Raw genomic sequence first — 26,368 nt, 5'->3', positions numbered from 1 at the left:
AGCCGCCATTGGTCGCCTACATCCTGAGACGCCTGCTGCTGATGATCCCGACCATGTTCGGGATGCTGGTGGTCTCTTTCGTCATCACCCAGTTTGCGCCCGGCGGACCGGTCGAGAACTATATCGCGCAGATGAGCGGCCAGTCGGTCAGCGTCTCCGAGGGCGTAATCGGCAATGCCGAGGGTGATTTCGCCGGCCAGAACGTCGTCAAGTCCAGCGACCAGAACGAGAATTCGACCTATCGCGGCGCCAAGGGCATCCGGCCTGAAATCCTCGCCCGCATCGAAAAGCAGTTCGGCTTCGACAAGCCGCCGCTCGAGCGCTTCTTCACCATGGTGTGGAACTACGTCCGCTTCGATTTCGGCGACAGCTACTCGCGTGGCGTGCCGGTCATCGACCTGATCATCCAGAAGCTTCCGGTGTCGATTACGCTCGGGCTATGGATGACGCTGCTCAGCTACGGCATCTCGATCCCTCTGGGCATCGCCAAGGCGGTCAGGGACGGCAGCCGCTTCGACGTCAGCACCTCCGCCATCGTCATCGTTGGCTACTCCCTGCCCGATTTCGTCGTCGCCGTGCTGTTGATCGTACTGTTCGCCGGCGGCAGTTTCCTCGATATCTTCCCGTTGCGCGGACTGGTCTCGGAGAACTGGTCGAGCCTGCCCTGGTACAGCCAGATCCTCGACTATCTCTGGCACATCACCCTGCCCATCACCGCAATGGCGCTCGGCGCTTTCGCCACCGCCACCATGCTGATCAAGAACTCGTTCATCGACGAGATTTCCAAGCAATACGTCACCGTCGCCCGCGCCAAAGGCCTCACCGAAAAGCGGGTGCTCTACGGCCATGTGTTTCGCAACGCTATGCTGCTGGTGATCGCCGGTTTCCCCGCCGCATTCGTCGGCGCGTTCTTCGGCGGCTCGCTGCTGATCGAGACGGTGTTCTCGCTCGATGGGCTCGGTTATCTCAGCTACCAGTCGGTGATCAACCGCGACTATTCGGTGGTCTTTGCCACCTTCTACATCTTCTCGCTGGTCGGCCTGGTCCTTGGACTGATCTCCGACCTCATGTACATGTGGATCGATCCGCGGATCGATTTCGAGAGCCGGAAGGTGTGATGCACGCCACCGGACTACGCCTCGGCCCGCCGCTCATCGCCTTCGCCCCCGCCGATGCGGCGCGCTCGGCGCCGCTGCTGTCGCCGATCAACCGGCGACGGCTCAAGGTATTCCAGGGTAACCGCCGCGGCGTCTGGTCGCTGTGGGTCTTCCTCATCCTGCTGGCGGTGACCCTCTGCTCCGAACTGGTCGCCAACGACCGGCCGCTCATGGCCTCGTACAAGGGCGAACTGCTGTTCCCGGCGCTCATCGAATATCCAGAGACCAAGTTCGGCGGCTTTTTCGCCGTCACCAACTATCGCGACCCGTTCATCGCGGATGAGATCAACGCCAACGGCTGGATGCTGTGGCCGCCGATCCGCTTTTCCTACAGCACCGTCGATGATGCGCTGTCCGTGCCGGTGCCCTCCGCTCCATCCTGGTTGCAGTCGGTCGAGGTGCGCTGCCAATTGCTTCCCCAGGGCGTCGACGATCCCAATTGCAGCCTCGGCAATTTTCACTGGCTCGGCACCGATGATCAGGGCCGCGACGTGCTGGCCCGGCTGCTCTACGGCTTCCGCATCTCGGTGATGTTCGGCCTGATCCTCAGCTTCTTCTCGTCCATTATCGGCATCACCGTCGGCGCCATCCAGGGCTTCTTCGGCGGCTGGGTCGATCTCACCGGCCAGCGCTTCCTCGAGATCTACGGCGCCATTCCGTCCCTCTATCTGCTGCTGATCATCTCCAGTGTTCTCACTCCCAGCTTCTGGGTATTGCTCGGCATCCTGCTGCTATTCTCGTGGACCTCGTTGGTCGGCATCGTGCGGGCGGAGTTCCTGCGCGCCCGCAACCTCGAGTACGTCGCCGCCGCGCGGGCCCTGGGCGTATCGAACATCGCGCTGATGACACGGCACCTGCTGCCCAACGCAACCGTGGCGACCCTCACCTTTGCGCCGTTCATCGTCGCCGGTTCGGTCACCACGCTGACGGCGCTCGATTTCATCGGCTTCGGCCTGCCGAGTGGTTCACCCTCGCTCGGCGAGCTCCTCAGCCAGGGCAAGGAATACCTGTTCGCCCCGTGGCTTGCGATCACCAGCTTTGTGGTCATCGCCGCGATCCTCATTCTCCTCGTCTTCATCGGCGAGGCGGTGCGCGACGCGTTCGATCCGCGCAAGACCTTCGCGGTGCGGCTATGACCGAACCGCTGCTCAGCGTCGACAACCTGCAGATCGACTTCCAGACCGACGATCGCATCGTCCATGCCGTGCGCGGCGTGTCCTTCGACATCATGCCCGGCCAGACCGTGGCGCTGGTCGGCGAAAGTGGCTCCGGCAAATCCGTCACGGCGCTCTCGGTGCTGAAGCTGCTGCCCCACCCCGCCGCAACCTATCCCGGCGGCCGCATCCTGTTCAAAGGCACCGACTTGCTCGGCGCCGACGAGGCGGGCATCCGCGCAGTGCGCGGTAACGCCATCTCGATGATCTTCCAGGAGCCGATGAGCTCGCTGAACCCGTTGCACACCGTGGCGCGGCAGGTCTCCGAGGCCTTGGTCATCCATCGCGGCATGAACCGCGCCGCGGCCCGGGTGCGAACCATCGAACTGCTCGACGAAGTCGGCATCCCCGACCCCGCCTCCCGCCTCGATGACTTCCCGCACCAGCTGTCCGGCGGCCAGCGTCAGCGCGTGATGATCGCCATGGCGCTCGCCAACGAGCCGGAACTGCTGATCGCGGATGAACCCACCACCGCCATCGACGTCACCGTGCAGGCGCAGATTCTCGAACTGCTGCTGTCGCTGCAGAAGAAGCGCGGCATGGCGATCCTGTTCATCACCCACGATCTCGGCATCGTCCGGAAGATGGCACCAGTCACCCACGTGATGACCGAAGGAAGGATCGTCGAACAGGGCCCGACTGAAGCAATCTTCGCCAACCCGCAGCATCCGTACACCAGGAAGCTTCTCGCCGCGGAGCCAAAGGGCGAGCCGCCGACCACCGATCTTGCGGCCGAGACCATCGTTTCCGCCGAGAAGCTGCGCGTCTGGTTCCCGATCAGGCGCGGCCTGCTGCGCCGTACCGTTGGCCACATCAAGGCGGTCGACGACATCGACATCACCATTCGCCGCGGCGAGACGCTAGGCGTCGTCGGCGAGTCCGGCTCCGGCAAGACCACGCTCGGCCGCGCCCTGCTGCGGCTGGTCTCGTCCGAAGGCCGCATCGTCTATGTCGGCCGGCCCATCGACAAGCTCTCCTGGGCCGGCATGCGGCCGCTCCGCCAGGACCTGCAGATCGTGTTCCAGGACCCGTTCGGCTCGCTCAGCCCGCGCATGTCGATCACCGAGATTATCGCCGAGGGTCTGGGGGTCCACCACCGCGAACTCAGCGCGGCCGATCGCGACGCTCGAGTGGTCCGCGCCCTCACCGAGGTCGGTCTCGATCCCGCCGACCGGCACCGCTACCCGCACGAGTTCTCCGGCGGCCAGCGCCAGCGAGTTGCCATCGCCCGCGCCATGGTGCTCGAGCCGAAATTCGTCGTCCTCGACGAGCCGACCTCGGCGCTCGACGTCAGCGTCCAAGCCCAGGTCGTCGACCTGCTGCGCGACCTGCAGCGGCGCCATGGCCTCACCTATCTGTTCATCTCGCATGACCTGCGCGTTGTCCGGGCGCTCGCCAACCAGCTGATGGTGATGCGCAACGGCAAGGTGGTCGAACACGGGCCGGCCGCCGAGATCTTCGCGGCGCCGCAGTCCGACTATACCCGCGCCCTGATGGCCGCCGCCTTCGCCGTCGAAGCGGTGCCGTCGGCCGAGGTGGCGCAGTGAAAGTTTTGACGCAATCGCCCCTGACGCTAAGCTCCGACAACACGTTCTCCCCCGAATGGAGGCCTTCATGCAAAAGCTAGCCGCCCTTACCCTCGCCGCGCTCCTCGCGTTCAGCCCAGCGATCGCCCAGGAGAAAGTCTGGCACCATGGCGGTTCGCTGATCGGCGAGCCGAAATACCCTGCGGGCTTCGAGAAATTCGACTACGTGAACCCGGATGCGCCGGTGGGCGGCGTGGTGCGGCTCAGCTCGATGGGCGGCTTCGACACCTTCAACCCGATCCTGCCACAGGGCGAACCCGCCGACGGCATCGGGCTGGTGTTCGAGACGCTGACCACGCCGTCGCTCGACGAGAACTCCACACAGTACGGCAACCTCGCCGAAGCCTTCAGTTACCCCGACGATTTCTCCTCGGTCACCTTCCGGATGAACCCGCGTGCCAAGTGGGCTGACGGTGAGCCGGTTACCGCCGAGGACGTGGTGTGGACCTTCAACAAGGTCATCGCCCTGAACCCCAGCCAGGCCAACTACTTCGCCAACGTCACCAAAGCCGAAGTGACCGCACCCGGCGAAGTGACCTTCACCTTCGACAAGGGCGGCAACCGCGAACTGCCCAACATCATGGGGCAGTTGATCGTCCTGCCCCAGCACTGGTGGGAGGGCGCCGGCCCCGACGGCAAGCCGCGGGACATCTCCAAGCCCGGCCTCGAGCCGCCGTTGGGATCCGGCCCGTACAAATTGGCGGCCTTCAGCCCCGGCACCTCGGTCACCTATGAGCGCGATCCCAACTACTGGGGCCTGAAGGAGCCCTTCAACATCGGTCAGAACAACTTCCAGACCGTCAAGTACGAGTATTTCCTCGACACCACCGCTGAGTTCGAAGGCTTCAAGGGCGACGAGTTCGACTGGTGGGACGAGAACCTCGCGCTGCGCTGGCAGGGCGGCTACGATTTCCCCGCCGTCACCGAAGGCAAGGTGATCAAAGAGTTGTTCGAGAACGCCTATCGCGGCTCTGGCATCCTCGTCGGGTTCGTGCCGAACCTCAGGAAACCACTGTTCCAGAACGAAGCGCTGCGCGAAGCGATGCTCTACGCCTTCGATTTCGAGGAGCTCGACAAGCTGCGCTTCTTCGGCCAGTACGACCGCATCAACTCGTTCTTCTACGGCACCGAGTTCGCCTCATCCGGCCTACCACAGGGCGAGGAGCTGGAGATTCTCAACTCGGTCAAAGACCTCGTCCCCGCCTCGGTGTTCACCACCGAGTACAAGAACCCGGTTAATGGCGACACGACCAAGCTCCGGCAGAGCCTGCGCACCGCCAACGAGATCCTGACCAAGGCCGGCTACACCCTCAACGGCAACCAGCTGGTCGATCCCAACGGGCAGCCGGTGACGTTCGAAATCCTGCTCAACGGCCCGACCATCGAGCCGATCGCCGCCGCCTTCCAGACCAACCTCAAGCGGCTTGGCATCAACGCCACCATCCGCTCGGTGGATTCACCGCAATATATCGAGCGGGCCCAGAACCGCGATTACGACATGATCTACACCGGCTGGGTGCAGTCGCTCTCACCCGGCAACGAGCAGCGCGATTTCTGGGGCTCGGCCTCGGCGGCGCAGAACGACAGCCGCAACTATGGCGGCATTTCCGACAAGGGCGTCGACGCACTGATCGACAAGATCGTCTTCGCTGATGACCGCGAAACGCTGATCGCCGCCACCCGGGCGCTCGACCGCGTACTGCTGGCGCACCACTACGTCACGCCCACCTATACGCTGCGCAAATCCCGCATCGCCCGCTGGGACCGCTTCAGCCACCCCGAAACCCTGCCGGAATTCTCGATCGGCTTCCCGACGGTGTGGTGGTACGATGAAGCCAAGGCAGCCAAGACCGGGGCGGCGAAGAACTAGCCCCGCCGACGTTGGCGCGTGGGGCACCCCCACCCTTGATCCCTCCCCGCAAGGGGGAGGGTGACGACTGATGGGTTTGCGCAGCAGCCAGAACCAAACTCGATGCCGCACCTCCCCCTCGACGGGGGAGGCAAGCGGAGCTTGAGAGCGAAGCGAGCTAGCGTAGCTCGAAGGGGGTGCGCGGAGCCACGATTTCACCCCCGCAGATCAAACCACCCGATCGCCTTTTTCTCCGCCTCATCTACCGCGTCCTCATACCCCGCATCGGCATAGCGCATCACGCCGAGCGAGGTGTCATTGGTTAGCGCGTGCGACAGCCGCGCGTCGCCTGCCTCGGTCCCATCCGCCACCAGCGTCACGCCGGCAGACGTCATGTAGCCGGCATAGCCGCCGCCGCCCGAGTGGATCACTACGAGGTCGGCCATCGAGGCGGTGAGCAGCATGGCATCGAGCAGCGGCCAGTCGGCGATGGCGTCGGAGCCGTCCTTCATGTTCTCGGTCATGATGTTGGGGTGGGCCATCGCTCCCGCATCGAGATGGTCACGCGAGAACGCCACTGGCGCTTTCAGCTCGCCGCTCCGCACCAGCGCGTTCACCGCCAGGGCCAGTGCGGTTCGCTCGCCATGCCCCAGCCAGGCGATGCGCGCGGGCAGTCCTTCGAACGGCACGTATTGCCGGGCCAGCCGGATCCAGTTGGTGACGATCTTGTTGTCCGGGAACATCTCCAGCACCAGATCGTCGATGCGCGCGATATCCGAGGCTTCCCCGCTCAGCGCCATCCAGCGGAACGGGCCGATGGCGCGGGCGAATAGCGGTCTCAGATAGGCCTCGGTGAAGATCGGGATATCGAAGGCGTTCTCGACGCCGGCCTGCTTGGCCTGGGTGCGGATCAGGTTGCCATTGTCGAACACTTCCGAGCCGGCCGCCTGGAACCCCAGCATGGCCCGCACATGGTCGGCGATCGAAGCGCGGCTCGCCGCCATCAACTGCCCCTGCCCGTCGACCCGCAGCCGCCGCACTTCGTCTAGGCTCATGCCCTTGGGGACGTAGCCGTAGACGAGATCGTGCGCGCTGGTCTGGTCGGTGACGATGTCGGGGATGATGCCGCGCCGGAGGATTTCCGGATAGACCTCGGCCGCATTGGCGACCAGCCCCACCGACAGCGCCCGCTTGTCGCGCACCGCCGCGGCGATCATTTCGAGCGCCGCATCAAGGTTCGGCGCGATCTCCTCAAGATAGCCGATCTCCTTGCGGCGCTCGGCGCGCGCCGGGTCGACATCGACATCGAGGATCGCCGCGCCCGCCATGCGCCCGGCCAGCGGCTGCGCGCCACCCATGCCGCCCATGCCGGCGGTGAGGATGAAGCGCCCGGCGAGCGAACCGCCGAAGCGCTTCTCGGCGATGCGCATGAATATCTCGTAGGTGCCCTGGATGACGCCCTGGCTGCCGATATACTGCCACGCCCCGGCGGTCAGTCCGCCCCAGGCGATCAAGCCCTTTTTCTCGAGCTCGTAGAACACCTCGGCCTTGGCCCATTGCCCGACGATGTTGCAGTTCGCCATGATCACCAATGGCGCCTGCGCATGGGTCTTCAGCAGCCCGATCGGCTTGCCCGACTGGATGACCAGAGTCTGGTCCTCGTCCATCGTGGTCAACGCCTCGACAATCTGCCGATGCGCCGCCCAGTTCCGCGCCGCCTTGCCGAGCGCCGCATAGACGATCAGCTTTTCGGGGTCCTCACCGACGGCCAGCACGTTCTCGAGCAGCCGCAGCAACGCCTCCTGCCGCCAGCCTTTGGCGCGCAGGACCGGACCGGAGGGAATGGGGAAATTCGGATGGCGGGGATTGGGTTTTGGCATGGTGGGGTTTGATACCGCCACCGACGATGCTCAGCTAGTGAATTTGCCTGTGGTACCAATCAGCACACCGTGCAAGCACCGAATAGAACGCATCGGGGAGCATAGTAAGTTCGACCACGTCGTCATTGGACAATGTGTCGCCCATATTCTTGAACCCGATCAGCCGAACAGATGCGCCGGTGTCCATCTGCAAAATGTGGCTGCCGTCATCAAACGCCTCGTCGCCGTCGGGAACCCAGACGATGGTGCTCCACTCGACATGTTCACCCCCATCTCCGCGGTACACCCCGCCTAGGTAAGCATTAGCAATTTCCACAGCGGGAGTGGCGTCGAACGAGCGCCGAGTGTGACGGCCCCTGTTGAGGAGGCGTTGCCCAATGGCGTCGATGGAGTTGCCAAGCATGCTTGCCTCAGGCTCATCCACCCCGAAACGACAACCTGCCAGATACACAATGAACTTGCCCAGGGCCTGATGTGGTGGGTGACGGCTGGCGATCTCGCAATCGATGGCAAAGGTCGATCGATCGCCGAACACCATGGCTAAGCCCAGCCCTTCCGAGCCTTCTTCTTCCGCTTCACGCCGTCGAGCGCGTACTTCGCCAGTTCGATCCCCATGGCCTTTTCGACCGGCGGGTAGACCGCCGGGTCGATCACCGAGGAGGAGAGCGGAATCACCTTCTTGGGCACGTGCAGCACGAAGACGAACATGCCTTCGCGCAGCTGCCCGGCGCTCAGCGGCTGGCCCGCCGCGTCGAGCGTGGCGATCACATCGGGGAAGGTGGCGAGCCGGTTGCCGCCGGCATCGTCGATCGCCATGTATTCGTTCATGGTGTGGATGGTGACGGCTTTGTCGCCCTCGCCCAAGACGAACCGGCCGATATCGAAGGCCTCCTTGGTGTAGACGAGGTCTTTCTTCGTCACCGCGCCCTTCACCAGGATGGCGCCGCCGGTCGCCTTGACGATGGCGTCGATTATCGCCGAGCCACCCTTTTTCTCCGCCGCGATGATCGCCTCGCCGAGGCTCAGCGCCAGCGAGATGCCGCCGAGCGCCGCATTGCGCTGCACATATTTGGCGCGCAGCGGGTTGCGGCAGGAGGCGATGAAGCCACCCGACATGTCGGCCGCGGTGCGGAGGATCGGCGAGATCTTTGCTGTCGCGCCCTTCACCACCAGCTCGATGTAGCGGTTCTCGGCGCGATTGCCGCCCACAGCCGTCTGGATCATCTTCTTGGGGCTGCCGGCCATGCCGATCGAACCCATGTCGCCGGTCGGGTGGGCGCGGATATCGCCCACCGCGTCGACCACCTTGGTGCCGAGGATGGCGCTCGGCAGCCAGGCATTGAGCGTCGAACTCTTGCCGTTCTGCCCGATCATCAGGCCGCGGACCTTGTCGCCCAGCGCCTTCTCGAGCAGCTTCACCGCCTTGACGTAATCGACGCCGCGCATCTCCCATGGTGTGGTCGAGGCCGGTGCGCCAATCGCGGCAGCAGTCGCCACCCAGTCGCGCGGCTCCAGCTCTTCGATGTCGACCAGCTCGGGCTTGCCGACGCTCACCGCCGCAAGCCCAAGCATGCGGCCATGATCAGCCCAGCCCCCGCCGCCGGCGGCATAGACGGAGCCGCCCTTCACTGCGGCTTCCACATCCTTCTCGGTCAGAATTCTACCCACGGTGGATCACCTTACCGCCGGCGTCATTCCCGCGAAGGCGGGAACCCAGGGGAAGCCACCGGCCATCGAGCGTGCGGCTCTGGTTTCCCGCCTTCGCGGGAATGACGCCGTGGGGTGTTTCAAGCTCGCTTGCCATCTTGGTCGACTAATTCCCTATCCAACCGCTTCACCGCCTCAAGCAGCACGGCGGCGCCCAGCGCCACGTCGGCCGTTTCGGCATATTCTTCCGGCGTGTGGCTGCGGCCGCCGAGGCAGGGGATGAAGATCATCGCCGCCCTGGTCACCCGCGCCATCCAGGCCGTGTCGTGCCCGGCGCCCGATGCCATGCGGCGATGGCGCGCCCCCACGGCCACGGCTGCCGCGTCCAGCGTATCAAGCACGAACGGGTCGCAAGGCGTTGGCAAATTGTCGGAAATGGTCAATGGCGGCTCTATCGCCACCCCAGTCGCGGCGGCCGTGGCATTAACGAGTACGGTGAGTTCGGCGATGAACCGCTCCATATCCTCGCGGCGCTCGGCTCGCGCATCGATCAGCAGCCGGGCCCGCGATGGCACGACGTTCGCCGCCCCGGGTTCGATCGAGAACTCACCGACGGTCGCAGCGAAATGGAACTTGCCCCTGCTGAGCAGCGTACCCAGTTCCTCGATCCCCAGCACCAGCCGTGCCGCGGTGGTCAACGCATCCTGGCGCGAGCCCATCGGGGTGGTGCCGGCATGGTCGGCCCGACCGTTCACCACCAGTTCGATCCGGGTGATCCCGGCGATCGCCGTGACCACGCCGATATCGAGATGGCCATCTTCCAGCACCGGCCCCTGCTCGATATGCAGCTCGAGGAAGGCGGCGATGTCCTCGCGCTTCTCGATTTTCTGAGGATTGCCGCCGACCTCGGCGATCCCTTCGCGCAAAGTGAACTGGTCGACTTCGCGGTCCAGCCAGTTGTCCGGCCTGACCCCGGCCATGCCGCGGCTGCCGACGCAGGAGACGCCAAAGATCGACACCTCCTCGGCGAGGAAATCGACAATCTCCAGGTCGTGCTGTAGCTGTACGCCTTGATCGGCCAGCGCCCGCGCTACTTCCAGCGCTGCCGATACTCCGGCAATGCCGTCGAACCGACCGCCATCCGGCACGGTGTCGGAGTGTGAACCGAGCATGATGGTGCCCCTGCCGGCGCGGCCGCGCCGCAGCCCGATCAGGTTGCCGGAGGCGTCGATCCGGGTCTCGAGGCCCGCGGCTTCGAAGCGCCGGACGAGCCACTCGCGGCCGCGGAGGAACATCGGGGTGAAGGCGCGGCGGGTGTAAGGGCGGCCGGGCTCGGTGATCTCGGCGAGGGTCGCGATATCCTCGGCGATCCGGGCTTCCTGGGTGGGGAGATTGCGGGTCATTGGTGGCACCGAGCGTGGGGCACCCCCACCCTTGATCCCTCCCCACAAGGGGGAGGGAGACGCTCGCCGATAGGGCGGCTCCGGCCTCTCCCTCCCCCTTGTGGGGAGGGTAGCGAAGCTAGCGCCGTTGGCGCGTAGCGAAGCTGGGTGGGGGTGGCAAAGTGCTCGATCCTCACGGCCGCACCCACCGCCCTGCCCCCGGTTCGGCCACCGTGGTTCCGTCAAACACCTGCTGCCCGCGCAGCCAGGTGCCGGCCACCGTCCACGGCAGCTCAATGCCGTTGTACGGCGACCACCCCACCACATTGTGCCCGGATCTTGCCGCGTCGTAGACCATCGGGCGATCCACCAGCACGGTGATGTCGGCGTCCTTGCCGGCCTCCAGCGCGCCCTTCTGGCCCAGCCGGAAGTGCCTGGCCGGATTGGCCGCCATCAGTTTGGCCGCCCAGGTCAGCGACACGCCACGCTCCAGGGCACCCTTGACGAACAGCGGCACCATGGCCTCGAGCCCCGGTACGCCGGACGAATTGGCCAGCATGTCCGGGTTGGTCTTCCGATCTTCCGACCAGCTGACGTGATCGGTCGAGACCAGCGTCACATTGCCGGCCGCCACCTGGCGCCACAGCGCCTCGACCTCGGCGCGCGGGCGGATCGGCGGGTTGATCTTGGCCTTGCCGCCCAGCCGGCGGACGTCGTTTTCCTCGTCGAGGGTCAGGTAGTGGATGCAGCACTCGATGGTGGCGCCGAAGCCGTGCGCCCGATAGTCGGCGGCGATGTCGTAGCCGCGGCTCAGCGAGCAGTGCACCACATGGGCGTCGCACCCAGTTTGCGCCCCGGTCTCGTAAATCTGCAGTGTCGCCAGCAATTCGGTCAGCGGCGGCCGGCTCATACCATGCGCCCGCCAGTCGGTGATGCCCGAGGCCTTCACCTTGGCCATGGCGGCGCGGACGCTCTCGTCGTCCTCGTTGTGGACGCCCGCCGTCAGCCCGGTCTTCGCCACCTCGGCGAAGGCCTCGGCGAGGAGCGGCGGCGAGATGCGCGGGAAGCGCACCGGGTCAGTGCCGAAGGTCGAGAACTTGAACGCAGCAACGCCGGCTGCCGCCTGCTCGGCGATGCGGCTCGCACCATCCTCCGGGTTGATGGTGCCATAGAGCGCGAAATCCACCCGGGCCTGCGGCTCGGCATGCGCCACCTTGATCCGCACCGCCTCGGCGGAGCAGACGAGATTGCCCTCGTCATAGGGCATGTCGACAATGGTGGTCACCCCGCCGGCCGCGGCCGAGCGGGTCGACCAGATGAAATCTTCCTGACCTCTCTGGCTCAAGGAGTGGGTTTGCGCGTCGATGGCGCCGGGCAGGATCAGCGCTTTGCCGAGCAAATGCCGCTCATGCGCGTGCGGCGGCGTCCCCTCGCCGACATGCACCACCTTGCCGTCGCGCACCGCCACATAGCCATCCTCGACCACCATGGATGGCAGCACCACCGTGCCGGCGAGGACGAGATCGAAATCGGACATGTTGGCTCCTACGCGTGCTGCCGGCGCTGGCCGGTGCGGGCCATCAGTGCCCGCTCGAGCGCCGAAAGCGCATCATAGATCAGAACCGCCATCACGCCGACCACCAGCCCGCCCTGGGCGATGAAGGCGAGGTTATTGCTGAGCAGCCCGGCGATGATCACCTCGCCCAGCGTCGAGGCCGCGACGGTCGAGCCGATAGTGGCCGTCGCCACCGAGATCACTACCGAGAGCCGGATGCCGGCGAGGATCACCGGCGTTGCCAGCGGCAGTTCCACGCCCAGCAGCCGCTGCCGGTCGGTCATCCCGACGCCGCGGGCCGCTTCGGTCACGGCGGGCGGCAAGGTGGTGAGGCCGGTGAGGGCGTTCTCGAAGATCGGCAGCAGGCCGTAGAGGAACAGCGCCACCAGCGTCGGCGCGGTGCCGAAGCCCAGTACCGGCACGGCCAGTGCCAGCACCGCCACCGGCGGAAAGGTCTGGCCGATATTGGCGAGCGAGCGGCTCAACGGCAGAAATTCGGCGCCGAATGGCCGGGTGACGAGAATGGCGAGACCCACCGCCAGCAACGTCGAGGCGATGGTGGCGATGGCGACGATGGTCAGGTGGCTTACGGTGAGGTTGAGCAGCGAGTTCTGCACGTAGATCGCCGGCTGGCCGTTCTTGGTCAGCGGCTGGAACACCCAGGCGAAGCTCTCCGGCGCGACGATGAACGCCACCAGCAGCGCCAGAACCACCAGCCGGATGATCAGCCCCGGCTTCATTGCGGGCGCTCGGCCTTGTGGGCGATGTCGTCGCGACGGATGCGGCCGATGCTGGCGCCATCGGCATCGACCACCGGCAGCATCTCGCGGCCGGTCCACAGGCACTCGGCATAGGCGTCGCGCAGTGAGGCGTCGGCGGAGATCGGCTCGCCCTGTGCCGGGCCGGGCTCGACCAGGTCGCGGACCTTGCCCAGCGACAGCAGCCGGAACGGCCGCTCGCCGGTGCCGATCAGTTCGGCAACGAACGGCGTTGCGGGCCGGGCGATGATCTCGTCCGGCGGCGCGTATTGCAGCAGCTTACCCTTATCCATCACGGCGATGCGCGAGCCGAGATGGATCGCCTCCTCCATGTCGTGCGTCACCAAGACGATGGTGGTGCCGAAGCGCTTCTGGATGGCGAGCAGGTCCGATTGCGCCTTGGCGCGGATGATCGGGTCGAGCGCGCCGAACGGCTCGTCCATCAGCAGCAGTTTTGGCTCGGCGGCGAGGGCCCGCGCCACACCGACGCGCTGCTGCTGGCCGCCGGACAGTTCGCTCGGCATACGGTCGCGAAACTCCGCCGCCGGCAGCTGAAACAGTTCCAGCAGTTCATCGACCCGCGCCGCGATCTTGCCCTTGTCCCAGCCGAGCAGGGTCGGGACGGTGGCAATGTTCTGCCCGACGGTGCGGTGCGGGAACAGCCCGTGCCCCTGGATGGCGTAGCCGATGCGGCGCCTGAGCTCGAAGGCCGGCACATCCCGGGTATCCTGGCCATCGATCTTCACCGTGCCCGAGGTCGGCTCGATCAATCGGTTGATCATCCGCAACAGCGTGGTCTTGCCTGACCCGGAGGTGCCGACGATCACCGCGATCTCGCCGTCGGCGACGGTGAGGCCGACGTGGTCGACCACGGTCAGCTCGAGATAGTCCTTGGTGAGGGCTTCGATCTCAATCACGGCGCGTATCCTTGGGTGAGACCATTTCGACAATTGCGTCCAGCACGACAGCCGCGGCGAAGGCGAGCGCCACGGTGGGTACGGCGCCGAGCAGCACCAGGTCCATCGCCGTCTGCCCGACGCCCTGGAACACGAAGACGCCAAAACCGCCGCCACCGATCAGCGCGGCAATGGTGGCGAGGCCGATATTCTGCACCAGCACGATGCGGATGCCGGTGAGGATCACCGGAAAGGCCAGCGGAAACTCGACGGTCACCAGCCGCTGCCAGTCGGTCATGCCCATGCCCTTGGCCGCGTCATTGGCGGCAGGCGGCACGCCATCGAGGCCGACCACAGTGTTGGCGACCACCGGCAGCAGCGAATAGGCGAACAGCGCCACCATGGCCGGCGCCGCGCCGATGCCAGAGATGCCGACGGCCGAAGCGCCCGGGATGTTAGCTGCCACCCAGGCGAGCGGCGCGATCAAGAGGCCAAACAGCGCGATCGATGGGATGGTCTGGATGGCGTTCAGCACATTGAGCACCGGCGCGCGCCAGGCGTCGCTGCGATGGCAGAGGATGCCGATCGGAATGCCGGCCACCGTTGCCGCGGCGAGCGAACCCAGCGCCAATGCCAGATGCGTTTGCGCCTCGCGCCAGAAGGTATCGCCGCGATTGGCATATTCGCGGAGGATCGAGAGATCGTTCAGCGTGCCCGAGCCGAGCAGCACGACGAAGAACAGGGCCACCGCCGCCAGCACGCCGATGCGCGTCCACGGCTTCAGCTTCAGCCGCGCGATGGCGTCGGCCGCCAGCAGCGCGAAGGCAAAGATCAGCAGCCAGAAGCCGGCGCCGGGCGAGACGCGGGCGATCTTGTCACCCGGCGGTGTGAGGAAGCTGCCGGCGTGGCCGATGGCGACGAACAGCAGCGCCAGCACCACGAGGCTGGTGGCCAGCCGCCACAGCGTCGGCGTCCGGAACAGCGCGATGCCGATGCCGGCAGCCAGCACAATGGCGAGAACGGCCGCTTCCCAACCGGGAAGCGCGGCGAAGAGGCCCTTGGCTTCCCCGAGCACGATACGGTTGGCGCGGAAGGCGGCGAAGGGCAGGAACGCGGCGATGGCAGCAAGTGCGGCGATCAGCACGCCGAGCTTATCGACGGTGAGGCTTCGTGTCGGTGCGGCGATCGCAGCGTCGGTCACCGGTCTCGCTCCATACTCGATGTCATCCCTGCGAAAGCAGGGACCCAACTCGCAGCCAGCGCGGGCTGGGCGATGGGTCCCTGCTTTCGCAGGGATGACAGGCGGTGGTCATTGCCGATGCGCGTCATGCCGAAAACACTAGGGGTGGGCAGTCGTCCTGCCCACCCCCAAAATGCACTGACCGTGCGGCAGCTTACTTCAGGAAGCCGTTGGTCTTCAGCCAGTCGATGGCGACGTCCTTGGCGGCTTCGCCACCGACCTGGATGCGGCCGTTGAGCGTCTGCAGCGTCGCCAGGTCGAGCTTGGCGAATACTGGCTTCAGCAGCTCTTCGATCTGCGGATTGGCCTGCAGCACGGCCTCGCGGATGATCGGCGCCGGCTCGTAGACCGGCTGCACGCCCTTGTCGTCGGTCATCACCACCAGACCCGAGGGAGCGATGCCGCCGTCGGTGCCGTAGACCATGGCGGCGTTGACGCCGTTGGTCTGCTGCGCGGCGGCAGCGATGGTCGCCGCTGTGTCACCACCGGAGAGGGTCACCAGCTGGTCGGGCTTCAGAGTGAAGCCATAGACCTCCTGGAACTTCGGCAAGGCGGCCGGGGACGAGACGAACTCGGCCGAGGCGGCCAGCTTGATGTTGCCGCCGCCGGCGATATAGGCGCCGAGCTCACTGAAGGTCGCGAGCTTGTTGGCATCGGCGACATCCTTGCGGACGGCCACGGCCCAGGTGTTGTTGGCAGGAGCGGGCGACAGCCAGACGATCTTGTTGGCGTCGTAGTCGAGTTTCTTCGCCTCGGCATAGGCCTTGGCGGCGTCGTTCCACAGCGGGTCGTCGGCCTTCTCGAAGAAGAACGCGGCGTTGCCGGTATATTCTGGATAGATGTCGATCTCGCCGGCGGTGATCGCCTGGCGCACGACGGGCGTGCCGCCGAGCTGGATCTTCTCGGTCACGGCGACGCCATTGGCCTGCAGCACCTGGCTGATGATGTTGCCGAGCAAGCCACCTTCGGTATCGATCTTCGACGACACGACGACCTGGGCATTCGCAGCGGTCACCGTGAAGGCCAGCGCGACAGCAGCGCTGAGCAGTTTCTTCGAAAGCATGATGGTCTCCTTATTGTTCCGGCCGTGCAGTCCCTGGGCCGGAATTGGCGCCAAACCTATACGGGCGCCAAGGAAAAGTCATACTCCGGCATGCTACGCGACGGGGCCCAGCGCGAAAAACTCGTCCAGTGCAGGAATGGGCGCGTGGGAAATCAGTTCCGCCATGCTCTGTTCCGAACCCAGATCGCTTTCAATGATTTCGACTTCCGCAGAAAGTGGCCGGTCCACCACGTAGAAGGCGGCGTGCTGCCTGACCTTGTCGTAGATCATCGCGGGCACACCGCTCGGACGGTCGCCGTGAATGTCCATCGCCTGCGCGGCGAGCAGGCCCTCTAGGGCCGCCAGACGCTTCAGCGCCCGCACCTGCCGCTCGAATCGCTCGACCACCAGCGGCAGGAACGACACCTCGTCCTCGAGCCCGGCGGCGACAACCAGCGATTGCGCCGAGACCGGCATCGCCATCGACAGGGCGCGCGCGAAGAGTTCGCCCGCCAGCTTGATGATCGGGCCGAAGCCGGTGGCGATGGCGCCGCGCGGCACCAGGTTGATCGGCAGATCGCGCCGGGCGCCGTTCGACAGCAACACGCAACGATTGAACGAGTTGCGCGCCGCATGCGCCAGCGCCAGTTGCGCCGTCTGCAGGTAGATGGTCACGTCGAGCGGCAGGGAGCCGCCTGAGGTCAGCACCTGTCCGTCGACCACTACCGGGTTGTCATCGGTGCGGCCGGTGGCGGCGAGCACGGTGCGGCCGGCGACCAGCAGCGTATCGAAGCCCGAGCCGAACACCTGCGCCATCATGCGCAGCGACAGCGGGTCCTGCACATGCGTGGCGTTCGGCCAGTCCCAGCCCATGGCGTTGTGATAGAGCCAGGCGCCGATCTCGGCCTCGCGCTCGGTCCCCACATGCGCCACGGCCTTCCACGGGTCGCGCGATGCGCCGAGCGCACCGGCGGTGGTGAGGCCGGTGGCGAGCAGCATGCGCATCGCCGAAGCGGCCGAGCGCACCGCCTCGGCGGCGGCGGCAAAGCCCACGGCGTTGACGCTGATCGATGCGAGGCTGTCGCGCGGCGCCATGCGGCAGGGCACGAGCCCCGCTTCGGCCAGCGCCGCTTCGGCCGACATGCGCCGGTTCTGGTACACCGCCTCGCCGACGCCGGTCAGTACGGCGCCGATCTGGCCCATCAACCCGATATCGGCGGTGCCAATCGAGCCGGTACGCCGCACCACCGGCACCACGTCCTTATCGAGCAGCGCCAGGTAGGCGTCGACCAGCGCGCGCGAACAACCGACGCGGCCGGTCAATGCGGTATTGACGCGGATCGCCATGGCGCTCCGCACCACCGAACTGGGGAACGGCGCGCCGGTGCCGAAATGATGCGCCCGCACCAGCCCGAGGTTGAACGTTTCGAGCTCCTCGGGCGACCACTCGACATCCTTCATGGCGCCGACGCCGGTATTGGCGCCATACACCGGCTCGCCGCGCGCGATCTTGTCCTCGACCACCTTGCGGGCGACATCGACCCGCGCCATCGCGGCGGCGTCGGCCGCGAGCGAAACCGCTCGTGCGCCGACCCGCGCCAGACTCGCAAAACTCATGGGCTTGCCGTCGAGGGTTAGGGTGCCGGCGGGAGAGTGAAACTGCTGCATGCGCTGGGATTAGCGGGTGGCGGCAGGTGGTGCAAGCCATACGCCGGGTTAGGATGCGGCCAGCAGCTCGGCAATCTCGGGCGACCACCTGCGGCCGGCACAATCCTTGGCGGGCCTCCCCATCACATTGACCATGCGACGGTCGGCGCCATGCGCGATAAGCAGGCGCACCGCCTCGGCCTGTCCCGAGAGCGCCGCGACACACAATAGCGGCACGCCCATGCCCGATTGCTTGCCGCCGCCGCTTCCGTCGACCATCATGTGCGGATCGCCACCGCCGTCGAGCAGCGTCTTCAGCATCGCGGTGTCGCCCTGCATGATCACCCCGCTCAGCGCGGAGATGCCGAACATGTTCGGCTGGTTCGGGTCGCCCCCGAACTGCAGCAGCACATCCACCGATTGGCTATTGCCTTTGATGATCGCCAAGATGAGGGCGTTGTCGCCAACCGAGTTGGTCCCGTTGGGATCCGCCCCAGCCTCGAGGAGCAACCTCAGTATGGTCGGATCGCCCTGCTCGGACGCCAGGATGACGGGCTTGCATCTGGTTTGCGGCGGACACTCCGGATCGAGTTCGGTGCGGACTGTCTCGGGGTCGGCCAGATGCTTCGCAACGGCTTCAGCATCGCCGAGGGCGACCGCGGCAATCAGGGAATCCGGCCTGGCGGGCTCCTCGCCAATGGCGGGCAGCACCAGGCACCACAGAGTCAGCAACCCACAAACCCACCGCTGCAGCATACGCGCCTCCCGGACTCCAGGGGCGAATGAAGCACGGTATCTTCTAGCGCGCTCGCCGCGCAGCGGGCTTTGGTTAAGGTTTCGTCCCCTGGTCCCGCGTCCCCGGCAGCGGGTAGCGTTCCACCTCGCGCAGCAGCTCGATGAAGCTGCCGACCGCGGTTTCCACGGTGATGCGGCCCTTGTCGGCGGTGGCGAGATGCGCGTCGCCGGCGGTGCCGAGCGGGTTGATGTCGCTGGCGATCCAGGCGTAGCTCGTCGGCCCGATCGGCCGCATGTATTTGTAGGCCTGCTCGTCGCGCGCCGCGACCGAGGGGTAATCCTGCAGCTTGTCGCGGTTCACCAGCTCGGGCCGTAAATGCATCACCACCGAGGTTTCGCTGTCGCCGCCGTGGATGCCGTGGCGGTTCTCGATGTCGGAATAGATGTCCTTGGGCCAGTACTGGCTCCAGCCGGTTTTCACCGCCAGCATGCCGGCGCGCACCCGGAGTTCGCGCGCCACGATGTCGAGGATCGAGACATTGCCGCCATGCGAGTTGACGAACACCACCTTCTTGACGCCAGCGCGGGCGATTTCGAGCCCGATCTGCGTCCAGGCATCGATCAGGTTGGTCGCGGTGTGGCTCAGCGTCCCGGTCTGCCAGATGTGCTCGTTGGATTTGCCGATCGCCTGCACCGGCAGGATACGGATGTCGAGATCATGGGGTGCGCGCTCGACCAGGAGATCGAGGTGCCCCTGGTTGATGATGGTGTCGGTGCCAACCGGCAGATGCGGCCCATGCTGTTCGACTGCGGCAGTGGGGAACACTGCGATCGTCTTGTTGGGGTCGATGCCATGGAATTCGAAGGCGGAAAAGTCATTCCACCAGATCTTGCGGTAGGTCATCTCAAGTCTTTCGCAGAGCACTTTCAGGAAAAGTTGCAGACTTTTCCGGTTCGAAAAGTGCGACAAATCAAAACCTTGGAGCATCTTAGCCGTTTCAGAGAAACGACGAAGATGCTCTAGGGTCAGCTGGGAATCGCGGCAATCGCCTCGATCTCGACGACGAACTCGGGCCGGGCGAAGCCACTGACGATCATCAGCGTCGAGGCCGGGAACGGCTCGGGGAACAGCTCGTTGCGCACCTTCATGTATTCGGCGAGATGCTCGCGGCCGGTGACGAAGGCATTGAGCTTCACCACGTCGCCGAAGCCCATGCCGGCCTCGGCCAGCACGGCGGCGATATTGTCGAAGCAGACGCGGGTCTGCCCGGCGCAATCGGGGGGAATCGTTCCGTCGGCCGTGATGCCGATCTGGCCGGAACAGAACACGTAGCGCGAGCGCGAACTGACCTCGATGCCGAGGCTGTATTGCGAGAACGCGGGGTGAATCGATGAAGGCGAAAGCGGCTTATGCACAGGACCCCCGATGTGTATGCTCAGCTAAGCGTCAAACGACAGCGAATGTAAGCCCCATTCTGAACCGTATTGCCTATTCCAGCGGCACTTCGCTGAATGGCGCAATTTTGGGCTTTTCTTTTGCAATCCGGCGCGGAATGAATGCTCTGTGTGCCCTCGGGCACGGAAGTTTGCCTAACGGCCGGGCGGGGGACAAGCCCCGGCGGATACCTTAACAGGGAGACTAACGATGATCGACTTCACCAAGCTCATTTCCGCTGGCGTGGTAACGCTAGCATTGGGCATGGGCGGCGCCATGGCGCAGGACAAGGTAACCTTCGGCACCAACTGGCTAGCCCAGGCGGAGCACGGCGGCTACTACCAGGCCGTGGCTGATGGCACCTATGCCAAATACGGCCTCGATGTCACCATCGCGCAGGGCGGCCCGCAGGCGCCGATGCGCCCGCAGCTGGTGGCCGGGCAGATCCAGTTCTACATGGGCGGCACCACCACCGCGATCAACAGCGTCAAGGAAGGCATCCCGACGGTCACGCTGGCCGCGATCTTCCAGAAGGATCCGCAGATCCTGATTTCGCACCCGGGCAAGTACAAGACGTTCCCGGAGCTGGCCGGCGCCAGCAAGTACATCCTCGCCGCCGATGCGCTGTCGTCCTACTTCCTGTGGATGAAGGCGACCTGGCCGGAGTTCGTCGAGGAAAAGTATGAGCCGTACCAGTTCAACCCGGCCTCGTTCCTCGCCGACGAAGGCGCCATCCAGCAGGGCTACCTGACCTCAGAGCCATACTCGATCGAGAAGGAAGCCGGTTTCGCGCCGGATGTGTGGCTGCTGGCCGACCAGGGCTACGCTCCCTATTCGACCACCATCGAGACCATGAAGCCCTGGTTCGACGCCAACAAGGACGTCGCCAAGCGCTTCGTCGAGGCCTCGATCATCGGCTGGTACAATTACCTCTACGGTGACAACGCTGCCGGCAACGCCCTGATCAAGGCCGACAATCCTGAGATGACCGACGAGCAGATCGCCTATTCCATCGCCAAGATGAAGGAATACGGCATCCTGATCTCGGGCGACGCTGAGACCAAGGGCATCGGCTGCATGACCGACGCCCGCTGGAAGGCCTACTACGACGAGGGCGTGAAGGTTGGCCTCTACGAAGCCGGCATCGACTATACACAAGCTTTCACGACCGAGCTGGTTTGCCAGGGCCTCGGCGTAGACCTCGTGAAATAACACGGCTATTCGAGCCATCGGCGTCGGCGATTCCGCCGGCGCCGTTCCGACCCTAACCTGGGCGTGCTTTCATTGACTGATACCACTCTCGCCGCTGCGCCGGCCACCGACACCGCTCCGGGCCGCGTCCTGGTCTCGATGCGCAATGTCTCGAAACTGTTCTCGAATGGCACTCTTGCCCTCAAGGACATGACGCTGAATGTGCAGCGCGGCGAGTTCCTGTCGCTGCTGGGCCCCTCGGGCTGCGGCAAATCGACGGCGCTCCGCATCATCGCCGGCCTCGGCGAGCCCTCCACCGGCAGCATCGACTGGCCATCAAGCCAGCTCGACAGCCGCGGAAAGCCCAAGGGCGATATCGGCTTTGTGTTCCAGGAACCGACGCTGATGCCGTGGGCTACGGTGTTCAGCAACGTCTACCTGCCGCTGCGCCTCAACGGCGTATCGAAATCAGAGGCGCGCCCGCGCATCATGGAAGTGCTGACTTCGGTCGGCCTCGCCGATTTCCACAAAGCCTATCCGCGCGAACTGTCCGGCGGCATGAAGATGCGCGTCTCGATCGCTCGTGCTCTGGTCACCAAACCCAAGCTCCTCTTGATGGACGAGCCCTTCGCGGCGCTCGATGAAATCACCCGGCAGAAGCTCAATGACGATGTGCTGCGCCTCTGGCGCGACAGCGGCATCACGGTGATCTTCGTCACCCACTCGGTGTTCGAGAGCGCATTCCTCTCCAACCGCATCGTCGTCATGCGCGCCCGCCCCGGTCAGGTCTATTCCGACCTGCCGATCAAGACCTCGCTGACGCGCGACTCCCACTACCGCACCTCAGAGGAGTATCGCGCCACCACCGACACGGTGTCGCGCGCCCTGCAGGAAGCCATCGAGATCGGAGCGGCCGGCAAATGAGCGACGCTGCAACCGCCATCAAATCCTCTGAAGCCGGCACCGACAGCGCCGTCGCCATCGTTGCCAGCAAGACCAGCATGACCGAGCGCATCCTGCGCGTCGTCATCCCAGTTGCCATGGTGGCGCTGGCGATCGGGCTCTGGCAGCTCCACATCACCGTCAACAACGTGCCGCATTACATCATGCCGGCGCCGCTCACCGTCGTGACCACGCTCTTTACCGACTGGCCGACGCTCTATCCGTCGCTGCTGGTCACGCTGAGAGTTACGCTGCTGGCGCTCGCTCTGGCGCTCATCGGCGGGGTTGGGCTCGCGATCATCCTTGTCCAGTCCAAATGGATCGAACTGGCGATCTTCCCGTTCGCGGTGATCCTGCAGGTGACGCCGATGATCGCCATCGCGCCGCTGCTGATCATCTACATCAAGGACCCGCAGACGGTTCTTTTGACCTGCGCGTTCATCGTCGCGTTCTTCCCGATCCTCTCCAACATGGTGGCGGGGCTGAAGAGCGTCGATCACAACCTGCTCAACCTGTTCGAGCTCAACGGCGCCAGCCGCTGGCAGACGCTTATCTACCTCAAGCTCCCCTCGTCCCTGCCCTACTTCGCGGCGGCCCTGCGCATCGGCGGCGGCCTGTCATTGATTGCCGCCGTGGTCGCCGAGTTCGCAGTGGGGTCTGCCGGTCGCGGTTCGGGCCTCGCCTTTCGCCTGCTGGAATCGGGCTACCGCCTCAACTATCCGCGCCTCTACGCCGCGCTGGTGCTGTTGATGATCACCGGCGTCGCCATCTTCGCCCTCACCAGCCTGATCTCCTGGCTGCTGCTCCACCGCTGGCACGAGAGCGCGTTGAAGCGGGAGAATTGAGCTTGCACGGCACCCCTGCCCTATCGACCGGTACTGTCACGCTCCGCAACGCCCGGGTTCCGAGCGCGGCACGCGGCAAGGTCGGCAGTGGCGAGGTCGAGAGCGTCGACATCGAAATCGTCGATGGCCGCATTGCCGCCATTCGTCCGGCCGGCTCGGCGCCGGTCGCCGGCCCAAGCCACGATCTCGATGCTGGGCTGATCCTGCCGGCCTTTGTCGACATCCACACCCATCTCGACAAAGGCCACATCTGGCCGCGCAAACCGAACCCCGACGGGACCTGGCTTGGCGCGCTGCTGGCCGTCGGCGCCGATCGCGAGCGCAACTGGGCCGCCGCCGATGTCGAGCGCCGCTTCGATTTCGCACTGCGCTGCGCCTATGCACACGGCACCGCGGCGATCCGCACGCATCTCGACAGCGCCCCGCCGCAGCACGAGATCAGCTGGGCGCTGTTCGAAGAGATGCGCAGGCGCTGGGCTGGCCGTATCGAGTTGCAGGCCGTCTCCATTGTCGGGCCGGACACGCTGGTCAACCCGGGCGAGCTCGATGCGGTGGCGCGGCAGGTCAAAGCCTCGGGCGGCATCCTCGGCGGCTCGGTCGCTGAATATGCGCGCTCCAAGGAAGCCATGCTGCGGGTGGTCGAGAAGGCCGGCGAGCTTGGCCTCGATCTCGATCTCCATACCGATGAAACGGGCGACCCGACGGCGCATGCCTTGCTGCATCTCGCCGAGGCGGTGCTGGAAACCGGCTTTACCGGCAAGGTGATGGCCGGCCATTGCTGCGTCCTCACCGTGCAGGACGAGCGGACCCAGCGGCTGACCATCGACAAGGCGGTCGAAGCCGGCATCGCCATCGTCTCGCTGCCGATGTGCAACATTTACCTGCAGGACCGGGTCAACGGAAACGGTACCGTGCGCACCCCGATCCGCCGCGGCGCCACGCTGCTCAATGAATTCAAGGCGGCCGGCGCGGTCGTCGCCATCGCGTCGGACAATACCCGCGACCCGTTCTATGCCTATGGCGACCTCGACGGCGTCGAGGTGCTGCGCGAGGGCGCGCGGATCCTGCAGTTCGACCACCCGCAGGACCAGGCCTGGGACTGGGTGCGCGCCGTCGGTTCGGCCCCGGCGGCGCATGCCGGCTTTACCTACAAGGCGGTGATCGAAGTCGGCGCGCCGGCTGACCTGGTGTTGTTCCGGGCGCGCAGCTGGACCGAGCTCAACGCCCGCCCACAACATGACCGCATCGTGCTGCGCGCCGGCAAGGCGATCGATCCGAGCCTTCCCGATTATCGCGAACTCGACGACCTGATGGAGTAACTGATGGACATCTCTCAATTTCGCGCCGCTCTCGGCGACATTCCGGTCGAAGACAACCCGCGCATCGTGCAGCAGAAGAGCCGCGACCATTACTGGTACTCGCCGCGCCTGAAGCAGCAGCTCGAAGGGGTCACCGCCGAGATCGTGGTCTCGCCGCGGTCAGTCGACGAAGTGGTCACCGTGCTGCGCGAGGCCTTCAAGTACGACGTGCCGGTGACCCCGCGTGGCGCCGGCACCGGTAATTACGGCCAGGCGATGCCGCTCTCGGGTGGCGCCATGCTCAACCTGATGAACCTCAACAAGGTGATCAAGATCGAGCAGGACCGGGTGCGCGCCGAAGCGGGCGTCATCCTTGAGCAGCTCGACGAGCAAACCATCCACGCGGTCAACGGCGAGCTGCGCTTCCACCCCTCGACCTATCGCATGGCCTCGCTCGGCGGCTTCATCGCCGGTGGTTCGGGCGGCGTCGGCTCGATCCGCTGGGGCGGCTTGCGCAATTTCGGCAACATCCTGGGGCTGAAGGTCGTCACCTGCGAGGCCGAGCCGCGCGTCCTCGACCTGCGCGGTCCCGACATTCTCAAGGTGGCGCACGCCTACGGCACTAACGGCATCATCGTCGAGGCCGAGATGCCGCTGACTGCGCATTACGACTGGGTCGACATGATGGTCGGCTTCGATTCGATCATCGATGCCTGCGCCTTCGCCGAGCAGGTGGCGCTGCAGGATGGCCTGCTGTGCAAGGAAATCTCACCGGTCGCAGCGCCGGTGGCGCACGACTATTTCAACCGGCACCGCCCCTATATCCGCAACCGCGAGCAGTCCGTGGTGCTGCTGATGGCAGCCCCGGCGGCAGTGCCGGCGCTGGTCGATTTCGTCGCCTTCCATGAGGGCGACCTGCTCTATCGCGCCGATACGCTGACGCCCGAGGAAAAAGCCAAGCTGCCGCCGATCTACGAGCTCGCCTGGAACCACACCACGCTGCGCGGGCTGAAGATCGATCCGACCATCACCTACCTCCAGACCCAGTACCCCGACCTCGCACATGTGAAGTGGGCGGTGGACACTTTCGGCGACGAGCTGCCGATGCATATCGAGATGACTCGCTTCGACGGCCGTGTCGTGTTCTCCGGCCTGCCGATCGTCCGCTACACTTCGGAAGAGCGGCTCGAGGAGATCATCCGGCTGCACGAGGAGAATGGCTGCCTCGTCTTCAACCCGCACCGCTACACCCTCGAGGAAGGCGGCATGAAGCGAACCGACCGGGCGCAGCTGCAGTTCAAGAAGGAAGCCGACCCCAAAGGCATCCTCAACCCCGGCAAGATGATCGCCTGGGACGATCCGGATTTCGATTTCGAATCCGGCCGCACCTGGCTGTTCACCGGCCTCTACACGCTCGGCGGCGCGGCCGAATGAAGGTCCTCGTCGTCCACGCTCACCCGGTCGAAACCAGCTACAACCGCGCGCTGTTCCACGCGGTGTGCGAAGCGTTGCGGGCCAAGGGCGACGAGGTCGATGCGCTCAACCTCTACGAAGAGGATTTCCAGGCCGCGATGAGCCGCGCCGAACGGCTCGAGTATCACGACGTGCCGGGGAACCTCACGCCGATCATCAAGCCCTATGTCGATCGCCTGCGCGCCTGCGAGAAAATCGTCTTCGTCCATCCGGTGTGGAACTACGGCTATCCGGCGATCCTCAAGGGCTTTTTCGACCGGATCTTCCTGCCGGGCGTCGCCTTCGTCCTCGAAGGCGGCGACGCGCCGGACAAGGGCAAGCTGATCCCGGGGATGAAGAACATCAGGAAGGTTGCCTACGTCACCACCTATGGCGGCGATCGCTTGCGCACCATGATCATGGGCGACCCGCCGCGCCGCCTCGCCAGGCGCTGGGCTTGGGCCACCTTCGGCACCCTGATGCCGCCGACCTACCTGGCGCTCTATGACATGAACAACCAGACCGAGGTTGGGTTGAAGGGGTTCATCGACAAGGTGAAGCGGAAGATGGCGACGTTCTGAGGGACGCCGCACCCAGCCGCATGGTTGGGTAGCCAG

At 65.4% G+C, this 26,368-nt stretch carries 23 protein-coding genes; 10 read left to right on the top strand and 13 right to left on the bottom strand.

The window, feature by feature from the left end; translation table 11 throughout:
* The first annotated feature begins 8 nt into the window (after positions 1–8).
* From ASC68_RS23955 to ASC68_RS23940, 4 genes are all read left to right on the top strand, one after another.
* Positions 9–1,118 (top strand): microcin C ABC transporter permease YejB, encoded by a 1,110-nt coding sequence (locus tag ASC68_RS23955; protein ID WP_055885191.1) that lies wholly within the window; start codon positions 9–11, stop codon positions 1,116–1,118.
* On the top strand, positions 1,118–2,293 hold the full coding sequence (locus tag ASC68_RS23950; protein WP_082528434.1) for an ABC transporter permease: 1,176 nt from the start codon (positions 1,118–1,120) through the stop codon (positions 2,291–2,293). The genes ASC68_RS23955 and ASC68_RS23950 overlap by 1 nt, the downstream gene beginning before the upstream one ends.
* Entirely contained in the window at positions 2,290–3,918 is a 1,629-nt protein-coding gene (locus ASC68_RS23945; protein ID WP_055885189.1) for an ABC transporter ATP-binding protein, read from the top strand. The genes ASC68_RS23950 and ASC68_RS23945 overlap by 4 nt, the downstream gene beginning before the upstream one ends.
* Before the next feature lie 67 nt (positions 3,919–3,985).
* Positions 3,986–5,827, top strand: coding sequence for an extracellular solute-binding protein (locus tag ASC68_RS23940; RefSeq protein WP_248310594.1), 1,842 nt, complete (start codon positions 3,986–3,988; stop codon positions 5,825–5,827).
* A 194-nt stretch (positions 5,828–6,021) separates the two neighbouring features.
* Here ASC68_RS23940 and ASC68_RS23935 read toward each other — a convergent pair whose 3' ends face one another.
* From ASC68_RS23935 to ASC68_RS23875, 13 genes are all read right to left on the bottom strand, one after another.
* Positions 6,022–7,686 carry a urocanate hydratase gene (locus tag ASC68_RS23935; protein ID WP_055885183.1) on the bottom strand — a complete coding sequence of 555 codons (1,665 nt, stop codon included), beginning with the start codon at positions 7,684–7,686 and terminating at the stop codon, positions 6,022–6,024.
* A gap of 34 nt (positions 7,687–7,720) precedes the next feature.
* Positions 7,721–8,224: an Imm42 family immunity protein gene (locus tag ASC68_RS23930; RefSeq protein WP_055885181.1), complete on the bottom strand. Its 504-nt coding sequence runs from the start codon at positions 8,222–8,224 to the stop codon at positions 7,721–7,723.
* Positions 8,225–8,226: 2 nt separating this feature from the next.
* Complete coding sequence (locus ASC68_RS23925; RefSeq protein ID WP_055885177.1) at positions 8,227–9,354, bottom strand: DUF917 family protein; 1,128 nt, start codon at positions 9,352–9,354, stop codon at positions 8,227–8,229.
* 119 nt (positions 9,355–9,473) lie between these two features.
* Positions 9,474–10,736, bottom strand: coding sequence for a Zn-dependent hydrolase (locus ASC68_RS23920; protein ID WP_055885174.1), 1,263 nt, complete (start codon positions 10,734–10,736; stop codon positions 9,474–9,476).
* Positions 10,737–10,908: 172 nt separating this feature from the next.
* Entirely contained in the window at positions 10,909–12,252 is a 1,344-nt protein-coding gene (locus tag ASC68_RS23915; protein WP_055885170.1) for an amidohydrolase family protein, read from the bottom strand.
* A gap of 8 nt (positions 12,253–12,260) precedes the next feature.
* Positions 12,261–13,010 carry an ABC transporter permease gene (locus ASC68_RS23910; protein WP_055885167.1) on the bottom strand — a complete coding sequence of 250 codons (750 nt, stop codon included), beginning with the start codon at positions 13,008–13,010 and terminating at the stop codon, positions 12,261–12,263.
* Positions 13,007–13,945, bottom strand: a complete 939-nt coding sequence (locus ASC68_RS23905) for an ABC transporter ATP-binding protein (RefSeq protein ID WP_055885164.1) — start codon at positions 13,943–13,945, stop codon at positions 13,007–13,009. Before ASC68_RS23905 ends, ASC68_RS23910 begins: the two co-directional genes overlap by 4 nt.
* Positions 13,938–15,125, bottom strand: coding sequence for an ABC transporter permease (locus tag ASC68_RS23900; RefSeq protein WP_197421389.1), 1,188 nt, complete (start codon positions 15,123–15,125; stop codon positions 13,938–13,940). Before ASC68_RS23900 ends, ASC68_RS23905 begins: the two co-directional genes overlap by 8 nt.
* Positions 15,126–15,318: 193 nt before the next feature.
* The gene (locus ASC68_RS23895; protein ID WP_055885161.1) at positions 15,319–16,227 is read right to left on the bottom strand and encodes an ABC transporter substrate-binding protein; all 909 of its coding nucleotides are present in this window, start codon (positions 16,225–16,227) and stop codon (positions 15,319–15,321) included.
* 93 nt (positions 16,228–16,320) lie between these two features.
* Entirely contained in the window at positions 16,321–17,874 is a 1,554-nt protein-coding gene (locus ASC68_RS23890) for an aromatic amino acid lyase (RefSeq protein ID WP_055885158.1), read from the bottom strand.
* 48 nt (positions 17,875–17,922) lie between these two features.
* Positions 17,923–18,609, bottom strand: coding sequence for an ankyrin repeat domain-containing protein (locus tag ASC68_RS23885; RefSeq protein WP_082528433.1), 687 nt, complete (start codon positions 18,607–18,609; stop codon positions 17,923–17,925).
* 73 nt (positions 18,610–18,682) lie between these two features.
* Positions 18,683–19,492, bottom strand: a complete 810-nt coding sequence (locus tag ASC68_RS23880; RefSeq protein WP_055885153.1) for a creatininase family protein — start codon at positions 19,490–19,492, stop codon at positions 18,683–18,685.
* Positions 19,493–19,614: 122 nt separating this feature from the next.
* Positions 19,615–20,004, bottom strand: coding sequence for a Rid family hydrolase (locus ASC68_RS23875; protein WP_055885150.1), 390 nt, complete (start codon positions 20,002–20,004; stop codon positions 19,615–19,617).
* Between the two features lie 283 nt (positions 20,005–20,287).
* Between ASC68_RS23875 and ASC68_RS23870 the strand changes: the two genes are divergently transcribed.
* The 6 genes from ASC68_RS23870 (at position 20,288) to ASC68_RS23845 (ending at position 26,332) form a co-directional block, all read left to right on the top strand.
* Complete coding sequence (locus ASC68_RS23870) at positions 20,288–21,235, top strand: ABC transporter substrate-binding protein (RefSeq protein ID WP_082528477.1); 948 nt, start codon at positions 20,288–20,290, stop codon at positions 21,233–21,235.
* A gap of 138 nt (positions 21,236–21,373) precedes the next feature.
* Positions 21,374–22,138 (top strand): ABC transporter ATP-binding protein, encoded by a 765-nt coding sequence (locus ASC68_RS23865; RefSeq protein WP_082528476.1) that lies wholly within the window; start codon positions 21,374–21,376, stop codon positions 22,136–22,138.
* A gap of 77 nt (positions 22,139–22,215) precedes the next feature.
* The gene (locus ASC68_RS28815) at positions 22,216–23,001 is read left to right on the top strand and encodes an ABC transporter permease (RefSeq protein WP_055886172.1); all 786 of its coding nucleotides are present in this window, start codon (positions 22,216–22,218) and stop codon (positions 22,999–23,001) included.
* A 2-nt stretch (positions 23,002–23,003) separates the two neighbouring features.
* Positions 23,004–24,320, top strand: coding sequence for a cytosine deaminase (locus tag ASC68_RS23855; RefSeq protein ID WP_248310593.1), 1,317 nt, complete (start codon positions 23,004–23,006; stop codon positions 24,318–24,320).
* Between the two features lie 3 nt (positions 24,321–24,323).
* Positions 24,324–25,733, top strand: a complete 1,410-nt coding sequence (locus ASC68_RS23850) for an FAD-binding oxidoreductase (protein ID WP_055885139.1) — start codon at positions 24,324–24,326, stop codon at positions 25,731–25,733.
* A complete protein-coding gene (locus tag ASC68_RS23845; RefSeq protein ID WP_055885137.1) occupies positions 25,730–26,332 on the top strand; it encodes an NAD(P)H-dependent oxidoreductase in 603 nt (200 codons plus the stop codon). Before ASC68_RS23850 ends, ASC68_RS23845 begins: the two co-directional genes overlap by 4 nt.
* Positions 26,333–26,368 lie beyond the last annotated feature (36 nt).

Source organism: Devosia sp. Root105 (assembly GCF_001424865.1).
Taxonomy (GTDB): domain Bacteria; phylum Pseudomonadota; class Alphaproteobacteria; order Rhizobiales; family Devosiaceae; genus Devosia_A.
Note: the sequence above shows the minus strand (reverse complement) of the source record. Positions and strands in the feature narration are given on the sequence as shown.